Source organism: Rathayibacter sp. AY2B5, assembly GCF_002931645.1.
GTDB lineage: Bacteria > Actinomycetota > Actinomycetes > Actinomycetales > Microbacteriaceae > Rathayibacter.
Window position 1 is genome coordinate 1 of the sequence record NZ_PSUE01000017.1, and the last position, 18,150, is coordinate 18,150.

Genomic DNA, 18,150 nt, shown 5'->3' on the forward strand with positions numbered 1-18,150 from the left:
GCCCCCGCTCCGTCGGCTCCCGCCCCGGCCGCCGCCGCGCCTGCGCCCGCTGCCGCCGCGCCCACCGCCTCCCCGGAGCCCACCGACTCCAACCCCGGCTACGTCACCCCGCTCGTGCGCAAGCTCGCGGGCGAGAACGGCATCGACCTCTCCACCCTCACGGGAACCGGAGTCGGCGGCCGCATCCGCAAGCAGGACGTCCTCGACGCGGTCGAGGCCGCCAAGTCGGCTCCGGCCGCCCCGGTCTCGGCGCCCGCCGCCGCCGCCGCCAAGGCCGCGCGCACCCCGCTCGAGACCTCCCCCCTCCGCGGCACCACGCAGCCGATGTCTCGCCTGCGCAAGGTCCTCGCGCAGCGCGCCGTCGAGTCGATGCAGACGAGCGCCCAGCTCACCTCGGTCATCGAGGTCGACGTCACGGCGGTCGCCCGCTTCCGCGACTCGGTCAAGAAGAGCTTCCAGGAGAAGACCGGCGCCAAGCTGTCCTTCCTCCCGTTCTTCGCCCTCGCGGCGGCCGAGGCGCTCAAGGCCTACCCGGTGATCAACTCGACCCTCGACGGCGAGTCGATCGTCTACCCGGACCACGAGAACATCAGCATCGCTGTCGACACCGAGCGCGGCCTGCTGACCCCGGTCCTCAAGAACGCGTCCGAGCTGAACCTCGCGCAGATCGCCTCCACCATCGGAGACCTGGCCGAGCGCACCCGCAACAACAAGCTGAAGCCCGACGAGCTCGCCGGCGGCACCTTCACGCTGACCAACACCGGTTCGCGCGGGGCCCTGTTCGACACTCCCGTCGTGTTCCTGCCGCAGACCGCGATCCTCGGCACCGGCATCGTCACCAAGAAGCCGGCCGTCGTGCAGGTGGACGGTGCTGACGCCATCGCGATCCGCTCGACCGTCTTCCTCGCGCTCTCGTACGACCACCGCACGGTCGACGGAGCCGACGCGGCGCGCTTCCTGGTCGCGATCAAGGAGCGCCTCGAGGAGGGCTCGTTCGAGAACGACCTCGGCATCTGACACGCTCCCCCTGAGCGCGCCTCTCACGAGGTCGCTCCGGTGTAGACGTCGCGGATGAGCCAGCCGGCCTCCGTCCTGATGATCAGGACGGAGGCCGCTGTCGTCCCCGGGGCCGTCCGGAGGTGCACGACCGCCGATGCCCCGTTCACGTCGACGAGGACGGCCGACGCCTCCCCCGTCGCCGGGACAGCGGAGGCGGGGCCGTCCGCTGCGTCGCCGAGCGGCGAGTCCGCCGTGACCAGACCGCGGGCGCACTCCCGGTCCCCGCACGCGCGAACCGCGTCGATCAGCACCTCCGCCGCCTGCTCGGCGTCGAGTGAGGTCGCCGCGACCGGAGCCGGCGGTGCCGCGGTCGCCACCGCCGGCGGAGCCGACCGAGCCGGAACGGGCGCGGCTGCGGTCGACGCCTCCGCATCCTGCACCTGCCGATCGGGCCCGCCCGCGAGCGAACCGGCGAGCACCGCTCCCAGCACGATCGCCGTCCCGACCGAGAGCGGTCCCCGACGCCGGACGACGAACGCCCGGAGGCGGTCCTGCCAGCCGTCGAGCGGATGGACCCGCCGGTGCCGGGCAGTCGGAGCAGGCACCGCCTCCCGACCCCGTGCATCCGCGCCGGACGTCGGCAGCGCCCGCACCGCCTCGCCTATCCCCTGCGGATCCGCGAGTCCGTAGAGGTTGCCCTCCAGCGCCAGCAGGTCGCGGTGCCGCGCGAGGGCGGCGACCGGCAGCTCCGGGCAGAGCATCCCGAGGCGCTCCAGGACCCGCTGCAGCGCGTCGCGCGCCGCACGCGGGGTGTCGACGGCGGGCGTCGTCAGCAGCAGCAGGGGCCGACCCTTCTCCGTCAAGCCGATGTCGTCCGTCGTCGGAGCCAGCCATGCTCCCTCGAGCGCGGCCGAGCGGACCGCGCCCACCACGGGGGCGAGGAGGGTGACCGCGGCGCCGAGTCCGATCCCCCGCTCGACCCGCAGGAACCTCTCGAGCGTGGCGACGACGGGAGGGGCGGTCGACACGATGCACCTCCTCGGAGACGACTCCACCCGGACGATGCTCTCGCGGTGGCGGTGCTCGGCGAGCCGAGCCACCGGCGACGCCTGCAGCGCCTCGGCCTCCCGCGGCCGCATCGTCCGCTCGGCCGACGGTGCGGCGTCCGGCGCAGGCGTCCACCGCCTCCCCGTCTGCGCTCCGCCGATCCTCCGGCCCTGGACCGTCCCGCTGCTCGTCATGAGGCGAGCCTGACCGCAGGCCGAGGCGGAGGACGCCCGCCGATCCCGATCGGTGGAGGGATCGGCGCACGTGCCCTCTGTGGAGGAGTCGGATCCGCGTCCGGGGTCCGCCGCCGCGCTCCCGCTCGGTATCCTTGACGTCATGGCACGCAGCACGGAACCGTCGACGAAGGCGGTCAAGGAACCCGGACGTCTCAAGCAGATGTGGCAGGTGTTCCAGATGACCCGCCGCTACGACAGCAGCGCCGTCTGGATCATCCTCCTCGCGCTCCTGCTCCCGATCCTGCTCGGCGTGCTCCTCGGCATCCTGCTCGGCAACGGCAACGGCTTCGTGATCGCGCTGTGGATCATCGTGGGCGTGATGGCCGGCCTGGTCGCCGGACTCGCCGTGCTCTCGCGCCGCGCCGAGCGCGCCGCCTACGGGCAGATCGCCGGGCAGCCCGGCGCGGTCGGCGCCGTCCTGCGCAGCGGACTGCGCGGCACCTGGACCGGCGGCGAGATGCCCGTCGCCGTCAACGGCAAGACCCAGGACGCCGTCTACCGCGCCGTCGGCCGCGGAGGCGTCGTGCTGATCGCGGAGGGCCCCGCCTCCCGGACCAAGCGCATGCTCGAGGACGAGCGGCGCAAGGTGTCGCGGATCCTGCCGAACGTCCCCGTCACCTTCGTGCACGTCGGCTCCGACGCCGATGCGACTCCGCTGCACAAGGTGCCGAGCCGCCTCTCGAAGACGAAGAAGGTCCTCACCAAGGCCGAGGTCCTCGCGGTGAAGAACCGGCTCTCCTCGCTCAACACGTCGCTGCCCATCCCGAAGGGCGTCGACCCCTTCAAGGTGCGCCCTCAGCGATCGCGCTGACGCACGACGCGACAGGCCGGTCGGGATCTCTCCCGGCCGGCCTGCTTCGTCTGCGGCACGTCAGTAGCGGACGAGAACCGTCCCGGCCACCTTGTCATGGAAGCCGCGCTGGTCCGAGTCCCAGACGAGCGCCGGCACCAGCACGGCCAGCAGCACAGAGCGCACGATCGGGCGCCACACGCCGACCCAGCCCCCGCCGAGACGGATGACGCGCATCCCGAGCAGGCGGTGCCCGATGCTGCCGCCGATGGTGGGGATGAAGACGACCTGCAGCAGGACGAACAGCAGCAGGCTCGCCCAGCGGTCGTAGTCGAAGAACGCGAGCGACAGCAGAGCGGCGACGGCGAAGTCGACGGCCAGGGCGGCGATGCGGCGGCCGGACCGTCCGACCGAGAGGCGGCCCTCTCGGGGGAGGCCGAGACGCTCCCCCGGGTACGAGCTCGGGGCGGCGTCGGCGAAGGTCCTGCGGTCGGCGGCTGGCATCCTCCGATCCTATCCGCGGCGTCTCGGAGCGGACCGAGGAGCGGGTGGTCCGGCAGACGACGTGGAGCCCGACCCCGGACCGGCCCCGTAACATGTCGGAAACAACAGGGACACGGTGGGGAAACCCCCCGTCACTACCCTGGAACGGCTGCGCTCTGCAGCACCCCGTCACGCCATTGGAGACCTTTGCATGTTTAAAGATTCTTCCGAGGTGCTCTCGTTCATCAAGGACACGGACGTCAAGTTCCTCGACATCCGGTTCACCGATCTCCCCGGTGTCCAGCAGCACTTCAACATCCCCGCCTCGACTGTCGATGAGGAGTTCTTCTCCGTTGGTCAGCTCTTCGACGGGTCCTCGATCCGCGGATTCGCGAACATCCACGAATCGGACATGCAGCTGATCCCTGACGTGACCACCGCCTACGTGGACCCGTTCCGCGTCGAGCGCACGCTGATCCTCGTCTTCGACATCTACAACCCGCGCAACGGCGAGATCTACTCCAAGGACCCGCGTCAGGTCGCGAAGAAGGCCGAGAAGTACCTCGCGTCGACCGGCATCGCCGACACCGCGTTCTTCGCCCCCGAGGCGGAGTTCTACATCTTCGACGACGTCCGCTACGAGATCACGCAGAACTCCGCGTTCCACTCCGTCGACTCGGTCGAGGGCGCCTGGAACTCGGGACGCGTCGAGGAGGGCGGCAACCTCGGCAACAAGACGCCCTACAAGGGCGGCTACTTCCCGGTGAGCCCCGTCGACAAGCAGGCCGACCTCCGCGACGACATCTGCCTCAAGCTGATCGACGCCGGCCTCATCCTCGAGCGCTCGCACCACGAGGTGGGCACCGGCGGCCAGGCCGAGATCAACTACCGCTTCGACACGATGGTCCACGCGGCGGACGACATCCTGAAGTTCAAGTACATCGTCAAGAACACGGCCGAGCAGTGGGGCAAGACCGCCACGTTCATGCCGAAGCCGCTCTTCGGCGACAACGGCTCGGGCATGCACACCCACCAGTCGCTGTGGAACGACGGCACGCCGCTCTTCTACGACGAGAACGGCTACGGCGGTCTCTCGGACCTCGCGCGCTGGTACATCGGCGGCCTGCTCAAGCACGCCCCCGCCGTCCTCGCGTTCACGAACCCGACGGTCAACTCGTACCACCGCCTGATCCCGGGCTTCGAGGCGCCGGTCAACCTGGTCTACTCGGCCGGCAACCGCTCCGCGTCCATCCGCATCCCGATCACCGGCACGAACCCGAAGGCCAAGCGCATCGAGTTCCGTGCGCCCGACGCCTCCGGCAACCCGTACCTCGCGTTCGCCGCGCAGCTGATGGCGGGTCTCGACGGCATCAAGAACCGCATCGAGCCGCACGAGCCGGTCGACAAGGACCTCTACGAGCTGCCCCCCGAGGAGGCGAAGCTCATCCCGCAGGTCCCCGCGACCCTGGGCGAGGCTCTCGACGCCCTCGAAGCCGACCACGACTTCCTCCTCCAGGGCGGCGTGTTCACTCAGGAGCTCATCGACACCTGGATCGAGTACAAGCGCGAGAAGGAGATCAAGCCCCTCGCGCAGCGTCCTCACCCGTTCGAGTTCGAGCTGTACTACGGGGTCTGATCCCGCAGCACTGCCGAAGGGCCGTTCCTCCTCGGAGGGGCGGCCCTTCGCCGTCCCCGGCGCGCGGGCGTCAGCGGTAGGAGGAAGCGTCTCCCGCGGCCGGCCCGTAGAACAGGCGCTCGAAGACCGCGCGGGAGCGGCGGGTCACGCCGAGGTAGTCGTCCTCGAGCGCCGTCGCGGACCCGGCCGGGTACTCCAGCAGGCGCGCGACGCCCTCGAGCTGCCGGCGGTCGGTCGGGAGGACGTCGCTGGTGCGGTTGCCCCAGAGCGTGGTGCCCGAGCGGACACGGGACGCGAGGATCCACGCGGCGCGCAGCCGATCCGCGTCCTGCGGGCCGATCATGCCCTCCTCCTCCGCGACCGCGAGGGCGGTGAGGGTCGAGGTCGTCCGGAGCGCCGGGGTCCGCCGCGCGTGCTGCAGCTGGAGGAGCTGCACCAGCCACTCGACGTCGCTCAGCGATCCGCGGCCGAGCTTGAGGTGACGGCGCGGGTCGGCGCCCTGCGGCAGACGCTCGCTCTCGACCCGTGCCTTGATCCGCTTCACCTCGCGGATGTCACGGTCGGAGACCGCTCCCGGGTAGCGGACCCCGTCGGCCAGCTCCTCGAAGTCCTCGATGAGCGCCTGGTCCCCCGCTACTCCCCGCGCCCGGAGCAGCGCCTGCGCCTCCCACGTCAGCGACCAGCGGGCGTAGTAGGCGCGGTAGGAGTCGAGGGAGCGCACGAGCGGCCCGTTCTTGCCCTCGGGCCGCAGGTCGGCGTCGAGGTCGAGTGGCAGGCGGGAGTCCTCCGTGAGCCGGACCAGCTCGGCGACGACGAACTGCGAGTAGAGCTGGGCCTGGTGCGGCTCGGCGGTGCCGGGTCGCTGGACGTACATCACGTCGGCGTCGGAGCCGAACCCCAGCTCCGCCCCTCCGTACCGGCCCATGCCGATGATCGCGAACTCCGCGTCGGCGCCGGGCCGGGTCGCACTGCCGCGCCGGATGGCGGCGAGCACGCCGCCCAGCAGTGCGCTGATGATGTCGGTGAGGCTGGTCGCGATCTCCTCGATCGAGCTGAGGCCGAGCACGCCACCCATGGCGGTCCGCAGCACCTCGCGCCGGCGCATCGAGCGGAGGACCGAGGCGACCGCGTCGGGCGTCTCGTGCCGGGCGAGCACGGCGCGCACCTCCTCGGCGAGCTGGGCGGCGCTGCGGGGGCGGAGGGCGTCGTCGTCCTCGAGCCAGGCCGCCGACTCCGGGATGCGGTCGAGCAGCTCGCCGACGAAGCGCGATCCGGAGAGCACCGTGGTGAGCCGCTTGGCGGCTCCGGACGAGTCGCGCAGCATCCGGAGGAACCAGGGCGTCCCGCCCAGTGCGTCGCTGAGGCGCCGGAACGCGAGCAGGCCGTAGTCGGGGTCCGGTCCGTCGGCGAACCACTGCAGCATCACCGGCACGAGGTGGCGCTGGATGCTCGCGCGGCGCGAGACGCCCGAGGTCATCGCGGCGATGTGACCGAGCGCCCCGCGGGCGTCTGCGAAGCCGATGGCGGCGAGGCGCGCCTCCGCCTGGCCGGTGGACAGCTCGGCACCGCCGTCGGAGAGCGCGGCGACCGCGGAGAGCAGCGGACGGTAGAACAGGCGCTCGTGCAGGCCCCGGACGCGGTGCTTGATCCCGTTCCAGACGCTCAGCAGCTCCTCCGCCGTGCGGGCGAGCCCGCTGGAGCGGGCGAGGGTCCGCAGCTCGTGCTCGTCCCGCGGCATCAGGTGCGTACGCCGAAGGCGCCGCAGCTGGAGGCGGTGCTCGAGCAGCCGGAGTGCCCGGTAGTCCTGCGCGAACTCCTCGGCGGCGGAGCGGCCGATGTACCCGCGGTCGGCGAGGGCGCCCAGGGCGAGGAGAGTCCCGGGCATGCGGATCTCGTCGTCGGTCTGCCCGTGGACGAGCTGAAGCAGCTGCACCGTGAACTCGATGTCGCGCAGGCCGCCGGGCCCGAGCTTGATCTGGTAGTGGACGTCGTTCTGCGGGATGTTCTCGGTGACCCGCTCCCGCATCCGCTGCACCGACTCGACGAAGTTCTCGCGGGAGGCGCTCGACCAGACCTTGGGCGCGACCGCGTCGACGTACGCCCGCCCCAGCTCCTGGTCGCCGGCGAGCGGACGCGCCTTGAGCAGCGCCTGGAACTCCCAGCTCTTCGCCCACCGGTCGTAGTAGGTGATGTGCGACTCGAGGGTGCGCACGAGCGCGCCCTGCTTGCCCTCCGGGCGCAGGTTCGGGTCGACCTCCCAGAGCTCCGGCTCCATCGCCAGCGCAGAGGTCCCGCGCATGAGGAGCACGGCGAGCCGGGTGGCGACGTCGATCGCACGGGCGTTCGTCAGCTCCTTCTCCGGGTCGCCCTCGGCGACGAAGATCACGTCGACGTCGCTGACGTAGTTGAGCTCGGACGCTCCCGCCTTGCCCATGCCGATGACGGCGAAGCGGGTGGCGGCGACCTCGTCCCGGCCGAAGCGGCCTGGGCCCGTGCCCTCGACCAGCTCGGTCCGCGCCACGGCGAGGGACGCCTCCAGCGCGGCTCCGGCGAGGTCGGCCAGCGCCCTCGTCACCCGGTCGATCGCCGCGACGGGGTCGGCTTGGCTCAGATCGTGGACGACGATCCTGGTGAGGAGGCGGCGGTACCGGACGCGCAGCGCCGTCCAGCCCGCCTCCTCCCGGAGCGACGAGAAGCCGTCGACGGCGCCGACCGACTCGAGCAGCTCGGCCTTCATCTCGGCGCGCCCGGGGAGCGTGCGCACCGGCTCGAGCACGCTGGCCAGCTCGTCGGGCCGGCGCTGGAGGAAGTCGGCGAGGCCGGAGGAGGCCCCCACCACCAGAAGCAGCCGGGTCAGTGCCTCGTCGTCGGCGAGGACCGCGTCCATGCGGTCGCGGTGCCGCCGCAGCAGGTCGATCAGAGCGAGCAGCGCCTCGTCCGGGTCCGCCACCCGGGCGAAGGAGGGCAGCACCGACTCGAGCTGCCGCCCGGCGAGCTCCTCCGCCTCGGCCAGCCGCGCCCCGGTCTCGCCGAGCGCGGCGAAGCCGAGGCGTGCGACATCGCGGAGGGAGCGTTCACGGGGCATGGCCGAGGCGTCAGAGCATCTCGAGATTGCTGCGCAGCTCGTACGGCGTGACCTGGGCGCGGTACTCGGCCCAATCCTTCCGCTTGTTGAGCAGCACGAAGTTGAACACCTGCTCGCCCAGCGTCTCGGCCACGAGCTCGGACTCCTCCATCAGCGAGATGGCGCGGTCGAGGCTGGCGGGCAGAGCGCCGTAGCCGAGCGCCCGGCGCTCCGCGTCCGAGAGAGCCCACACGTTGTCCTCGGCCTCGGCCGGGAGCTCGTAGCCCTCCTCGATGCCCTTGAGCCCGGCCGCCAGGAGCAGCGAGTACGCCAGGTAGGGGTTCGCCGCGGAGTCCAGCGCCCGGTACTCGATGCGCGAGGACTGCCCCTTGTTCGGCTTGTAGAGCGGGACGCGCACGAGGGCGGACCGGTTGTTGTGGCCCCACGAGACGTAGCTGGGCGCCTCGTCGCCGCCCCAGAGCCGCTTGTAGGAGTTGACGAACTGGTTCGTCACGGCGGTGATCTCGGGGGCGTGCTTGAGCAGGCCCGCGATGAACTGACGGCCGAGCTTCGAGAGCTGGTACTGGGCGCCCTGCTCGTAGAACACGTTCACGTCGCCCTCGAAGAGCGAGAGATGCGTGTGCATGCCCGAGCCGGGGTGCCCGGAGAGCGGCTTCGGCATGAACGTCGCGTAGACGCCCTGCTCGATCGCCACCTCCTTGATCACGGTGCGGAAGGTCATGATGTTGTCGGCCGTGGTGAGCGCGTCCGCGTAGCGGAGGTCGATCTCGTTCTGGCCGGGGCCCGCCTCGTGGTGGCTGAACTCGACCGAGATGCCCAGATCCTCCAGCATGCGCACGGAGCGGCGGCGGAAGTCGTGCGCCGTGCCTCCGGGGACGTTGTCGAAGTACCCGGCGGAGTCGACCGGCTCCGGACCCTCGGCGCCGAAGGACGACGACTTGAGGAGGTAGAACTCGATCTCGGGGTGCGTGTAGAAGGTGAACCCGCGCTCGGCCGCCTTCGCCAGCGTGCGCTTGAGCACGTTGCGCGGGTCGGCGACGGCGGGCTGGCCGTCGGGCGTCGTGATGTCGCAGAACATCCGCGCCGTCGGGTCGATCTCTCCGCGCCACGGGAGGATCTGGAAGGTCGACGGGTCCGGATGCGCGAGGACGTCGGCCTCGAAGGAGCGGGTGAGGCCCTCGATGGCGGAGCCGTCGAAGCCGAGCCCCTCCGCGAACGCGCCCTCCACCTCGGCCGGCGCGATCGCGACCGACTTCAGCGTGCCGACGACGTCGGTGAACCAGAGGCGAACGAATTTGATCCCTCGCTCTTCAATGGTGCGAAGAACGAAGTCCCGTTGCTTGTCCATCCAGACCCCTCCTGTTTCGACCCTCAGGCTACTGCCTCCGACCGGGGCCCGCGGGGCGCCCGAGGTGCGCCGTAGACTGGCGCCCATGTCAGCGCAGCCCGTGAAACGCGTTCGAACCCGCCACTTCCAGAACGCGAAGGACTCCGGTGTCCGCATCACCGGGCTGACCAGCTACGACCAGCTCACGGCGAAGATCTTCGACGACGCCGGGATCGACTTCCTTCTCGTGGGCGACTCCGCCGGCAACACGGTGCTCGGCTACGACACCACTCTGCCCGTCACCGTCGACGAGCTCATCCCGCTGGCGCGTGCCGTCGCCGGAGCCGTCGAGCGCGCCTTCGTCGTCGCCGACATGCCCTTCGGCTCCTACGAGTCGGGTGCCGACGACGCGCTGCACACGGCGTTCCGCTTCATGAAGGAGACGCACGCGCACGCGGTGAAGCTCGAGGGCGGGGTCCGCTCCGCCGAGCAGATCCGGCGCATCGTCGAGGCGGGCATCCCCGTGATGGCGCACATCGGCTTCACGCCGCAGAGCGAGCACGGGCTCGGCGGCCACATGGTCCAGGGGCGCGGCGAGGGCATCGAGCAGCTGCTCGCCGACGCGCGAGCCGTCCAGGAGGCCGGGGCGTTCGCCGTCGTCCTCGAGATGGTGCCCGCGGACGCGGCACGTCAGGTGACGGAGGAGCTGCGCATCCCGACGATCGGAGTCGGAGCGGGACCGCACGTCGACGGACAGCTGCTCGTGTGGACGGACTTCGCCGGATTCACCACCGGCCGCATCCCCCGCTTCGTGAAGCAGTACGCAGATCTGCGCGGCGTGCTCACCGGAGCGGTCACCGCGTACCGGGACGACGTGGAGTCCGGCGCCTACCCCGGCGCCGAGCACAGCTACGAGTAGCCGCGGTCAGCGGTCCTCGGCGGCGTCCTCCTCGGCCCATTTGCGGCTGTTCTCGTGCAGCCGCTCGAGGGCGTGCTCCGCCTCCTCGCGAGAGGAGAAGGGTCCCACCCGGTCGACGGAGGGGGACACGAATCCCTGCTCCACCGTGCCGGCCTTGAGGTTGTACCACCAGGAGTTCGCGTCGCCGTCAGCCATGCCGCGATCCTACGCCGCAGCCCGCGTCGGTCCGCACCCCCGCCCTTCGCTAGCATGGCCGCTATGACTGCTGCGGCGACCGCCATCGGGATCGACATCGGGGGAACGGGCATCAAGGGGGCCTCGGTGGACCTGGCCGCGGGCACCCTGCTCAGCGACCGGATGAAGCTCGCCACTCCCCCGGGCGGCACGCCGAAGGACATCGTCGCCACCGTCCAGCAGATCCTCGAGAAGATCCCGGACCTGCCCTCGGACACCCCGGTCGGCATCTGCTTCCCCGCCGTCGTCGTCCACGGACGGACGATGTCGGCGGCGAACGTGTCGGACGAGTGGATCGGCCTCGAGGCCGAGAAGCTGTTCGAGGACGCGATCGGCCGGAACATCTTCTTCGTCAACGACGCCGATGCGGCGGGCTACGCCGAGTCGCGCTTCGGAGCGGCGAAGGACAAGGAGGGCCTGGTCATCATGACCACCCTCGGCACCGGCATCGGGACGGCGCAGATCCACGACGGGATCCTCATCCCCAACGCTGAGCTCGGCCACCTCGAGATCCACGGCGGCGACTACGAGAAGAAGGCCTCCTTCGCCGCCAAGGAGCGCGACGACCTCGACTACAAGCACTGGGCGAAGCGCCTGCAGCGCTACTACTCCCACCTCGAGGCGCTGCTCTGGCCCGATCTCTTCATCGTCGGCGGCGGCATCTCCAAGCACCACGACGAGTTCCTCCCGCTGCTCGACCTGCGCACCCCGATCATTCCGGCGGCGCTCCGCAACAACGCCGGCATCCTCGGCGCGGCCGCGCTCGCAGGGCGGGGCTGAGTCTTTTTCCTCGGCGGTCCCCGCCCGCCGAGGCGCGGTCGGCCTCGGGAGGTGACGCGTTCCGGGGAGCGGGGTGCGGACGGCTACGGCGAAACGCCGGCACGCGTTTCGCCGGTTCGCCTGGTGCGTGGCGCCGTGGCGCACGGACGTGATCGGACCTTCGGGGTCCAGCGGTCGCGGTGAGCCACGACGGGGCGGGGGCACCTGGTCCTCGGCGGGGATCCGCAGCGGCGTCTCAGGACCGTCCTCCGGGATCGGCGCCTGCCGGACGTCGTGCTGCACCGCGTCGTCCGCAGGAGGCAGCGCGAGAGATGGACCGCGCCAGTCCTGTCGAGTGGCGGCGCAAGGATGTATCGAGACCCGGGAACCGCCACGGCAGGCCGTCGCCCTGCCTGCGGGCGGGAGCGCGACCTCGGCGACCGGCGGAGACGCGAGATGCCCCGCCGGGGCGGGGCATCTCGTGGCGAAGGGGTCGGCTGATACGCCGGGTTCTGTTCACGCCGCGCCTCTCGGCGGGCGCTGGACGGCCATCTCTCTCGGAGCCACGTCGCCGTGACCCTCCAGCGGTCTACCCGAGGACCCGACGAGCAGCCGCATCGTCCTCTGTCTGACCTTGCTCCGGGCGAGGTTTACCGAGCGGACCGGATCACTCCGGCCCCTGGTGGTCTCTTACACCACCGTTTCACCCTTACCGCCAGCCGGAGCCGACGGCGGTCTGTTCTCTGTGGCACTGTCTCGCGGGTCGCCCCGGGTGGGTGTTGCCCACCGCCCTGCTCTGCGGAGCCCGGACGTTCCTCGGCACCACGGCTCTCGCCGCGGTGACGCGACCGTCTTGCCGGCCCGTTCGCCCGTCCAGTGTACGGCTCAGGCGAGGGTGGACTCCTCGCCGCGCACCAGGATGCAGCCGCTGTCGGGGCAGAGGACGACCTCGTCGGGAGCGGAGGCGCGGATCCAGGAGAGGTCCGACTCGGTGAGGGCCACGCCGCTCCCCTCCGACACCTTCCCGCGGAGGAGGGCCGCGCCGACTCCGTAGCGGGCGCGCTGCTTCTCGTACAGCTCGACCAGGTCCTCCGGAAGCGTCGTCACCAGATCGGCGCGGTCCCGGGCGAGCGCCTCCTGCTTGTCGCGGAGCTTCTCGGCCTGCGCGTCGCGCTCCTCGGCGAGGGTCCCGAGCGAGGCGACGACCTCGTCGCGCTCGGCCTGAGCCGCGGCGACCTCGGACTCGATGCCCTCGATCCGCTCCATCAGGGTCAGCTCGATGTCCTCGAGGTCTCCCCGTCGCTTCACGAGGGAGGTGATCTCGCTCTCGAGCGCGGCGATGTCCTTGGCCGCGGATGCGGTCTGCAGGCGGTCGCGATCGCGGGTGAGCCGCTTCTCGACCACGCTGACGTCGGACTCGATGCGCCCGAGCTCGGTGCGCACGTCCTCGAGGCGCCCTGTGCGCTCGGCGAGGGAGCGGCGGGTCTCGTTGTCGCGGGCCTGCATCGCCTGGATCCGCGCGATCTGCGGGAGCGTCGCGAGGGCGTGGCGCAGCTGCGCGCCCCTCGTGTCCAGACTCGCCAGAGTCAGGAGTTCGCGCTGGTGTGCGGGGCTGGCTTTCACGTGGCGGTCCTCGTTCCCGGCGCGCAGTACGGGCGCGCCGCGTCCATTCTCCCGTGCCCGCGGCGGGTCAGTGCACGATCGCGAAATCCCACGGGTCGGTGCGGGTCTCGCTCACCTCGACGGTGACCGTGGGCAGGGCCTCCCGCAGCGCGGTCGCGGCGACGTCGAGCCACAGCCACTCGCTCGCCCAGTGCGAGACGTCGATGAGGGCGGGGCCGGTGCCGTGCAGGGCCTTCTCGCGCGCCTCGGAGGCCGGGTGGTGCCGGAGGTCGGCGGTGATGAAGACGTCGCTCGTGCGGACGGCGGGGGCGTCCAGGAGGGAGTCCCCCGCTCCCCCGCAGAGCGACACGCGGCGCACGGGTGTCTCGTAGGCGCCCGCGACCCGCACTCCCCCTGCGGTGGCCGGCAGGAGCTCGGCCACGGCTCCGGCCAGGCGTCCGAGCGTCACCTCCTCGGGCAGGTCGCCCACCCGGCCGAGCCCGACCGACGGGTCGGCGCCCGGGACGAGCGGAGTCGTGCCGGTCAGGCCGAGGCGGGTCGCGATCACGTCCGAGACGCCGTCCGCGACGATGTCGGCGTTCGTGTGGGCCGAGATCAGTGCGCAGCCGCCCCGGACGAGGTCCGCGAGCAGGCGGCCCTTGTAGCCGTCCTCGGCGATCGAGGTGACGCCGCGCAGCAGCAGCGGGTGGTGCGCGACCAGGAGCTGGTATCCGCCGTCGACGGCCTCCGCGACGGTGTCGGAGACCACGTCGACCGTGAGCAGGATCCGCTCCACCGCGGCGTCGGGGTCGCCGGTGACCAGGCCGGGCGCGTCCCAGCTCTCGGCGGCCGCCTCGGGCCAGAGACGGTCGATGACGGCGTGGACGTCGCGCAGTGAGGGCATGCGTCCAGGGTAGGGCCGCTCAGCGCGGGTGGCCGGTCTCCACGGCTCGGATCGCGGCGTCGGCGTCGGCCGCCGCGTCCAGGTCGGCTCGCAGGTGGTCGTTTGACTCGGGCAGGCGGACGGTGATGCCGCCGTACTGCTCGATCTCGAGCAGGCCCGCGACTCCGGAGGCGGCGAGCACGTGGCCGCCGATCCCGCCGGTGGTGTCGACGACGTGCGTGCGCAGGCCGGCGACGCTGATCCCCTGGAACGGCTGCGGGCCGACGAAGCCCAGCAGCGTGCCCTCGACGCCGGTCAGCCGGACCTCGTGCTGGTCGCGCATCGCGTCCGCCAGGCGGCGGTAGGGCTCCGCCTGCGCGATCGGCCGGCGCAGGGTCGGCGTCTCCACCGCGCGCGCAGGCGGACGCCGACGAAGACGTCCGGACAGGGCACGAGCGAGCGCACCGCGGCCGGTCCGCCGAACGGCGCGATCAGGAGCCGTGGCGGCGCACGGTCGGTGGTCCGTGCTTGCCTGGGGACCATGAACGAGTACCTGCCCTGGGCCGTCGCGGCCGCCCTGCTCCTGGCCCTCCTCATCACGGTCGTCACCGGCCGCCGACGGCGCACTGCGGCGAGAGCGGCGGCGGAGCAGGCCGCGGAGGAGGCCGCGGAGGAGCACCAGCGCACGATCGCCGAGCGCGACCGGAGCCACGAGGCGGCGCTCAAGGCACTGACGCGCGCGCGCGACGCCGAGCGCGACCTCAGTCGGAACGAGCTCGAGACGGCGCAGGAGGAGGTCGAGCAGACCCGTGACGCGCTCGCCAGGACCTGGAGCAGCGAGGCCGTCTCGCACACCCTGATCCGGGAGGCGTGCGCCTCGGCGGGGCTGTCCGGCGTCCTCGCCACGAACGTCGTCTTCGTACCGGTCGACGCGCGCACGACGCGCCGCTTCCTCGCGCAGATCGACCATCTGCTGCTCACCCGGCACGGCGCGCTCATCATCGAGGCCAAGTACTGGCAGGGGGACGTCTTCGACGGCGTGCGACCCGGTACTGTCCACCCCTCCTACGGCGTCCTCCTCGACGAGGACGCCCTGCCCGAGGCCTTCGCGGTTCAGATCGCACCGGGGACGGTGTCGCGGTGGACGGTGCGCACGCATGTCGAGCAGCACGTCCCCGCCCGGCAGGTCCGGATCCAGGCCGCGAGGCTCAAGGAGCACCTGGCCCTGAACGGTCTGCCCACGCCGTGGTTCGAGACGGCCGTGCTCTACAGCCACCCCGACGTCAGGACGTACGCGCCCGGATGGCAGGGCACGGGAGCGGCACGGACGAGGATCGTGACGGGAGTCGACGAGCTGACGGACGCTCTGGCCGATCTCGCACGGCGCCCGAACACCACGATCGGGGAGGACGCCTGGGGCGAGCTCTCCGGATTCCTCGCCGGATGCGGCGGCCATGTGGAGCCGGTCGGGCCGACGCGTGCGTGACCAGCAGGGGGACCCGGCGGCCGGGCGGGTACGGTCATGACCGGCCTGAGCCGGACAGGACGGCACCAGACCCTGTAGCGCCGTGAACGACGAAGGTCCGCACTCCCGGAGGAGTGCGGACCTGTTCGGTGGATCCGAGGGGATTCGAACCCCTGACCCCCTGCATGCCATGCAGGTGCGCTACCAGCTGCGCCACGGACCCATGTTGTGTTCTGTCTTGCTTCATGCTGTCTTTCGCTGTCTCCGCCCGGCGGAAGCAACTCGAATAAACTACAACACGATTCGCGTGAAGTGAAATCGAGCGCTGTCGCCGGGCGTGTTCGTCAGTTCGAGGACGTCGACGAGTCGACGGCGACAGGCTGCTCGAGGGTGAACGGCACTGTCGGGCAGTCCTTCCAGAGGCGCTCGAGCGAGTAGTACATGCGGTCCTCCTCGTGGAAGACGTGCACGACGAGGTCGCCGAAGTCGAGGAGGATCCAGCGGCCCTCCGCACGGCCCTCGCGGCGCAGCAGCTTGGCGCCGGAATCGTTCAGGCGGTCCTCCACCTCGTTCGCGATCGCGACCACGTTGCGCTCGGAGCGGCCGGTGGCGAGGAGGAAGATGTCGACCAGCGGCAGCGGCCCCGAGACGTCGAGGGCGACGAGGTCCTCACCGCCCTTGGAGTCGGCGGCGGTGGCCGCGAGCTGGAGCAGGGCGCGGGCGGAATCGGTCGCAGTCATAAAGCCTTCAGTGTCGGTGGTGGAGATCAGAAGATGTTGAGCACGAAGCCGCCGATGAACAGCGCGATCGCGCCGACCAGCAGGACGGCCGCGGTGATCGCGAGGACCACCGGGACGCTCACGCCGGCGCGCTTCTGCGGCGCGATCATCGAGGTGCCGGCGGCGTGGGTGGAGACGGCGCTGGACGCCCGGACCGGCTCGGACTCGCCGACGGGCTGCTCGCGGTCGATGCGGTCGACGTAGCGGTCCACATCGGGCGAGTCGTAGAGGTTCGGGTGCTGGCCCGTGGAGCCGAGGCTGCGCGGGAGGTCGAACGAGCCGGTGACGAGGATCTCCCCCGTGTCCGTGCCGACTGTCGCGCCGGGGCCCGTGGTCGGCAGGATCAGCGCGTTGGTGGTGGTGACGGCACCGGTGGCGGCGACTCCGCTCGCGATGAGGGAGTCGAACGAGGCGTCCACCTCCTCCTTCGACTTGCTGTCGAGTTCCTCGGTGATGGCGAGGTGCTCGATCGGCGGCTCGAAGCTCCCGGTGATCTCGGTGGCCTTCTCGTCGGCGATGTCGAGGGATCCGCCCACCGACGCGAAGAGCGCGGTGTTCAGGTGCGGCTGCTCGGGCTGCTCGCCGGCCGTCGGCTGCTCGTCGTCCGCGTCCCGCTCGTCGGAGGCGTCCGCGGACGGCGTCTCGTCGTCGGAGGAGGAGCTCTCGATCTCGGCCTCGTGCACCTCGGCCGCGTCGGCGTCCGCGGTCGCATCGGTGGCGGACTCGTCCGCCTCCTCCTCGGACGCCTCGGGGGCGTCCTCGGTGACGACGTCCTCGTCGCCCTCCGGCTCCTGCTCCGCTGCGCCCTCGGGCGCCGGCTCCGCATCACGGGACTCGTCGGCCGCCTCGATCACGGGGACCGCCCCGGTCGGCGGGAGCGCCGAGGCGCGCTCGAGGGCGCCCTCGACGTCGTCGGAGCGCTCGTCGTCGGACCGCTCCTCGTCGGCGGGCGGCTCCGCCTCCGGTGCGGCGGCGACCTTCTCCGCCTGCTGCTGCGCCAGCAGTGCGCGCAGCTCCCGACGGGTCAGCTGGCGGCCCGTGGCGTTCTCGGTGGCGACGATCTCCATCGAGGAGGTGCGCAGGTCGGGCTCGCTCGCGGGGCTCGGCTCGACGGGGGTGATCCGCAGGGCCTGGGTGGGGGTCAGCACCGGCATGTCGCCGGCGGTGGTGGCGGTCGCGGTGGCAGCCCGGCGGGACGTCGTCGGAACGGCGGCGGTCGTGGCCGCACCGGCCTCGCGCCTCTCGCGCTCGCGGATCTCGCGCCGGGTGAGCGGCTTCTCCTCGGGCTGAACTGTCATGACGTGCTCCGATACAGGTGGTGCTTCGAGATGTACTGGACGACACCGTCGGGAACCAGGTACCAGACCGGATGACCCCGGTTGACGCGGCTCCGACAGTCGGTCGAGGAGATCGCCAGTGCCGGAATCTCCAACAAGGATACGTCCTGGGCCGGCAATCCCGAAACATTGAGGACGTGCCCCGGCCGGCTGACGGCGACGAAGTGGGCCAGCTCCCACAGCTCGTCGTAGTCCTTCCAGCTCAGGATCTGAGCGACCGCGTCCGCGCCGGTGATGAAGAACAGCTCGGCGTCGGGGTGCGCGGCGTGGATGTCCCGCAGGGTGTCGATCGTGTAGGTCGTGCCGATCCGGTCCACGTCGACGCGGCTGACGGTGAAGCGCGGGTTCGACGCCGTCGCGATCACCGTCATCAGGTACCGGTGCTCGGCGGAGGTCACCGTCTTCTTGTGCCACGGCTGGCCGGTGGGCACGAAGACGACCTCGTCCAGGTCGAACGACTGGGCCACCTCGGAGGCGGCGACCAGGTGACCGTGGTGGATCGGGTCGAAGGTGCCGCCCATCACGCCGATGCGCGGACGCCGCGGGCCTCCGCTCGCGGCGGACGTCAC

18 protein-coding genes, 1 tRNA gene and 1 other RNA gene are annotated in these 18,150 nt (G+C 71.5%); 7 read left to right on the forward strand and 13 right to left on the reverse strand.

All coding sequences use genetic code 11. The features are described 5' to 3' along the window. Positions 1-1,017: 2-oxoglutarate dehydrogenase, E2 component, dihydrolipoamide succinyltransferase (gene sucB, locus C5C30_RS11365; protein ID WP_104333759.1), on the forward strand; the 1,017-nt coding region annotated here is incomplete at its 5' end. Between the two features lie 23 nt (positions 1,018-1,040). On the opposite strand, the gene C5C30_RS11370 is transcribed toward sucB, so the two are convergent. After that, on the reverse strand, positions 1,041-2,027 hold the full coding sequence (locus tag C5C30_RS11370) for a hypothetical protein (protein WP_104333760.1): 987 nt from the start codon (positions 2,025-2,027) through the stop codon (positions 1,041-1,043). Position 2,028: 1 nt separating this feature from the next. Here C5C30_RS11370 and C5C30_RS11375 point away from each other — a divergent pair, with 1 nt between their 5' ends. Next, positions 2,029-2,253, forward strand: coding sequence for a hypothetical protein (locus C5C30_RS11375; RefSeq protein ID WP_146081522.1), 225 nt, complete (start codon positions 2,029-2,031; stop codon positions 2,251-2,253). A gap of 129 nt (positions 2,254-2,382) precedes the next feature. Further along, complete coding sequence (locus tag C5C30_RS11380) at positions 2,383-3,093, forward strand: DUF4191 domain-containing protein (RefSeq protein WP_104223728.1); 711 nt, start codon at positions 2,383-2,385, stop codon at positions 3,091-3,093. 60 nt (positions 3,094-3,153) lie between these two features. Here C5C30_RS11380 and C5C30_RS11385 read toward each other — a convergent pair whose 3' ends face one another. Continuing rightward, the gene (locus C5C30_RS11385; protein ID WP_104223667.1) at positions 3,154-3,576 is read right to left on the reverse strand and encodes an RDD family protein; all 423 of its coding nucleotides are present in this window, start codon (positions 3,574-3,576) and stop codon (positions 3,154-3,156) included. A gap of 190 nt (positions 3,577-3,766) precedes the next feature. On the opposite strand from C5C30_RS11385, the gene glnA reads away from it, so the two are divergent. Continuing rightward, the gene (gene glnA, locus C5C30_RS11390; RefSeq protein ID WP_104223668.1) at positions 3,767-5,191 is read left to right on the forward strand and encodes a type I glutamate--ammonia ligase; all 1,425 of its coding nucleotides are present in this window, start codon (positions 3,767-3,769) and stop codon (positions 5,189-5,191) included. A gap of 70 nt (positions 5,192-5,261) precedes the next feature. Here the strand turns inward: glnA and C5C30_RS11395 are convergent, their stop codons facing one another. Further along, positions 5,262-8,276 carry a bifunctional [glutamine synthetase] adenylyltransferase/[glutamine synthetase]-adenylyl-L-tyrosine phosphorylase gene (locus C5C30_RS11395; protein ID WP_104273170.1) on the reverse strand — a complete coding sequence of 1,005 codons (3,015 nt, stop codon included), beginning with the start codon at positions 8,274-8,276 and terminating at the stop codon, positions 5,262-5,264. A gap of 10 nt (positions 8,277-8,286) precedes the next feature. Continuing rightward, positions 8,287-9,624, reverse strand: coding sequence for a glutamine synthetase family protein (locus tag C5C30_RS11400; protein ID WP_068253236.1), 1,338 nt, complete (start codon positions 9,622-9,624; stop codon positions 8,287-8,289). Positions 9,625-9,709: 85 nt separating this feature from the next. Between C5C30_RS11400 and panB the strand changes: the two genes are divergently transcribed. After that, positions 9,710-10,522, forward strand: a complete 813-nt coding sequence (panB, locus tag C5C30_RS11405) for a 3-methyl-2-oxobutanoate hydroxymethyltransferase (RefSeq protein WP_104226711.1) — start codon at positions 9,710-9,712, stop codon at positions 10,520-10,522. A gap of 6 nt (positions 10,523-10,528) precedes the next feature. On the opposite strand, the gene C5C30_RS11410 is transcribed toward panB, so the two are convergent. After that, positions 10,529-10,717: an SPOR domain-containing protein gene (locus tag C5C30_RS11410; protein WP_104223671.1), complete on the reverse strand. Its 189-nt coding sequence runs from the start codon at positions 10,715-10,717 to the stop codon at positions 10,529-10,531. 63 nt (positions 10,718-10,780) lie between these two features. Here C5C30_RS11410 and ppgK point away from each other — a divergent pair, with 63 nt between their 5' ends. Next, positions 10,781-11,536, forward strand: coding sequence for a polyphosphate--glucose phosphotransferase (gene ppgK, locus C5C30_RS11415; RefSeq protein WP_104239180.1), 756 nt, complete (start codon positions 10,781-10,783; stop codon positions 11,534-11,536). Positions 11,537-12,000: 464 nt separating this feature from the next. Here the strand turns inward: ppgK and rnpB are convergent. The 4 genes from rnpB to C5C30_RS17690 form a co-directional block, all read right to left on the reverse strand. Next, positions 12,001-12,379: RNase P RNA component class A (gene rnpB, locus C5C30_RS11420), an RNA gene on the reverse strand. A 21-nt stretch (positions 12,380-12,400) separates the two neighbouring features. Beyond that, on the reverse strand, positions 12,401-13,138 hold the full coding sequence (locus tag C5C30_RS11425) for a zinc ribbon domain-containing protein (RefSeq protein WP_104226713.1): 738 nt from the start codon (positions 13,136-13,138) through the stop codon (positions 12,401-12,403). Between the two features lie 67 nt (positions 13,139-13,205). Further along, positions 13,206-14,021: a Nif3-like dinuclear metal center hexameric protein gene (locus tag C5C30_RS11430; protein ID WP_104333762.1), complete on the reverse strand. Its 816-nt coding sequence runs from the start codon at positions 14,019-14,021 to the stop codon at positions 13,206-13,208. Positions 14,022-14,040: 19 nt separating this feature from the next. Next, on the reverse strand, positions 14,041-14,409 hold the full coding sequence (locus C5C30_RS17690) for an acetolactate decarboxylase (RefSeq protein WP_181074578.1): 369 nt from the start codon (positions 14,407-14,409) through the stop codon (positions 14,041-14,043). 132 nt (positions 14,410-14,541) lie between these two features. On the opposite strand from C5C30_RS17690, the gene C5C30_RS11435 reads away from it, so the two are divergent. Continuing rightward, positions 14,542-15,486, forward strand: a complete 945-nt coding sequence (locus C5C30_RS11435) for a nuclease-related domain-containing protein (protein WP_146081523.1) — start codon at positions 14,542-14,544, stop codon at positions 15,484-15,486. 129 nt (positions 15,487-15,615) lie between these two features. Here C5C30_RS11435 and C5C30_RS11440 read toward each other — a convergent pair. From C5C30_RS11440 to nadD, 4 genes are all read right to left on the reverse strand, one after another. Continuing rightward, positions 15,616-15,688: transfer RNA gene (locus C5C30_RS11440), tRNA-Ala, on the reverse strand. Between the two features lie 121 nt (positions 15,689-15,809). Then, positions 15,810-16,205 carry a ribosome silencing factor gene (rsfS, locus tag C5C30_RS11445; RefSeq protein WP_104223676.1) on the reverse strand — a complete coding sequence of 132 codons (396 nt, stop codon included), beginning with the start codon at positions 16,203-16,205 and terminating at the stop codon, positions 15,810-15,812. Between the two features lie 26 nt (positions 16,206-16,231). Further along, positions 16,232-17,542 carry a hypothetical protein gene (locus C5C30_RS11450; protein WP_104333764.1) on the reverse strand — a complete coding sequence of 437 codons (1,311 nt, stop codon included), beginning with the start codon at positions 17,540-17,542 and terminating at the stop codon, positions 16,232-16,234. Further along, positions 17,539-18,150 carry a nicotinate-nucleotide adenylyltransferase gene (nadD, locus tag C5C30_RS11455; RefSeq protein WP_104223678.1) on the reverse strand — a complete coding sequence of 204 codons (612 nt, stop codon included), beginning with the start codon at positions 18,148-18,150 and terminating at the stop codon, positions 17,539-17,541. Before nadD ends, C5C30_RS11450 begins: the two co-directional genes overlap by 4 nt.

Excerpts from the sequence above, each read along its gene's own strand:
- C5C30_RS11430 (WP_104333762.1), bottom strand. The coding sequence starts at position 14,021 with ATGCCCTCACTGCGCGACGTCCACGCCGTCATCGACCGTCTCTGGCCC.
- C5C30_RS11410 (WP_104223671.1), bottom strand. The coding sequence starts at position 10,717 with ATGGCTGACGGCGACGCGAACTCCTGGTGGTACAACCTCAAGGCCGGC.
- panB (WP_104226711.1), top strand. The coding sequence starts at position 9,710 with ATGTCAGCGCAGCCCGTGAAACGCGTTCGAACCCGCCACTTCCAGAAC.
- ppgK (WP_104239180.1), top strand. The coding sequence starts at position 10,781 with ATGACTGCTGCGGCGACCGCCATCGGGATCGACATCGGGGGAACGGGC.
- C5C30_RS11380 (WP_104223728.1), top strand. The coding sequence starts at position 2,383 with ATGGCACGCAGCACGGAACCGTCGACGAAGGCGGTCAAGGAACCCGGA.
- C5C30_RS11400 (WP_068253236.1), bottom strand. The coding sequence starts at position 9,624 with ATGGACAAGCAACGGGACTTCGTTCTTCGCACCATTGAAGAGCGAGGG.
- C5C30_RS11385 (WP_104223667.1), bottom strand. The coding sequence starts at position 3,576 with ATGCCAGCCGCCGACCGCAGGACCTTCGCCGACGCCGCCCCGAGCTCG.
- rsfS (WP_104223676.1), bottom strand. The coding sequence starts at position 16,205 with ATGACTGCGACCGATTCCGCCCGCGCCCTGCTCCAGCTCGCGGCCACC.
- glnA (WP_104223668.1), top strand. The coding sequence starts at position 3,767 with ATGTTTAAAGATTCTTCCGAGGTGCTCTCGTTCATCAAGGACACGGAC.
- C5C30_RS11395 (WP_104273170.1), bottom strand. The coding sequence starts at position 8,276 with ATGCCCCGTGAACGCTCCCTCCGCGATGTCGCACGCCTCGGCTTCGCC.
- C5C30_RS11375 (WP_146081522.1), top strand. The coding sequence starts at position 2,029 with ATGCACCTCCTCGGAGACGACTCCACCCGGACGATGCTCTCGCGGTGG.
- C5C30_RS11435 (WP_146081523.1), top strand. The coding sequence starts at position 14,542 with ATGAACGAGTACCTGCCCTGGGCCGTCGCGGCCGCCCTGCTCCTGGCC.
- C5C30_RS11450 (WP_104333764.1), bottom strand. The coding sequence starts at position 17,542 with ATGACAGTTCAGCCCGAGGAGAAGCCGCTCACCCGGCGCGAGATCCGC.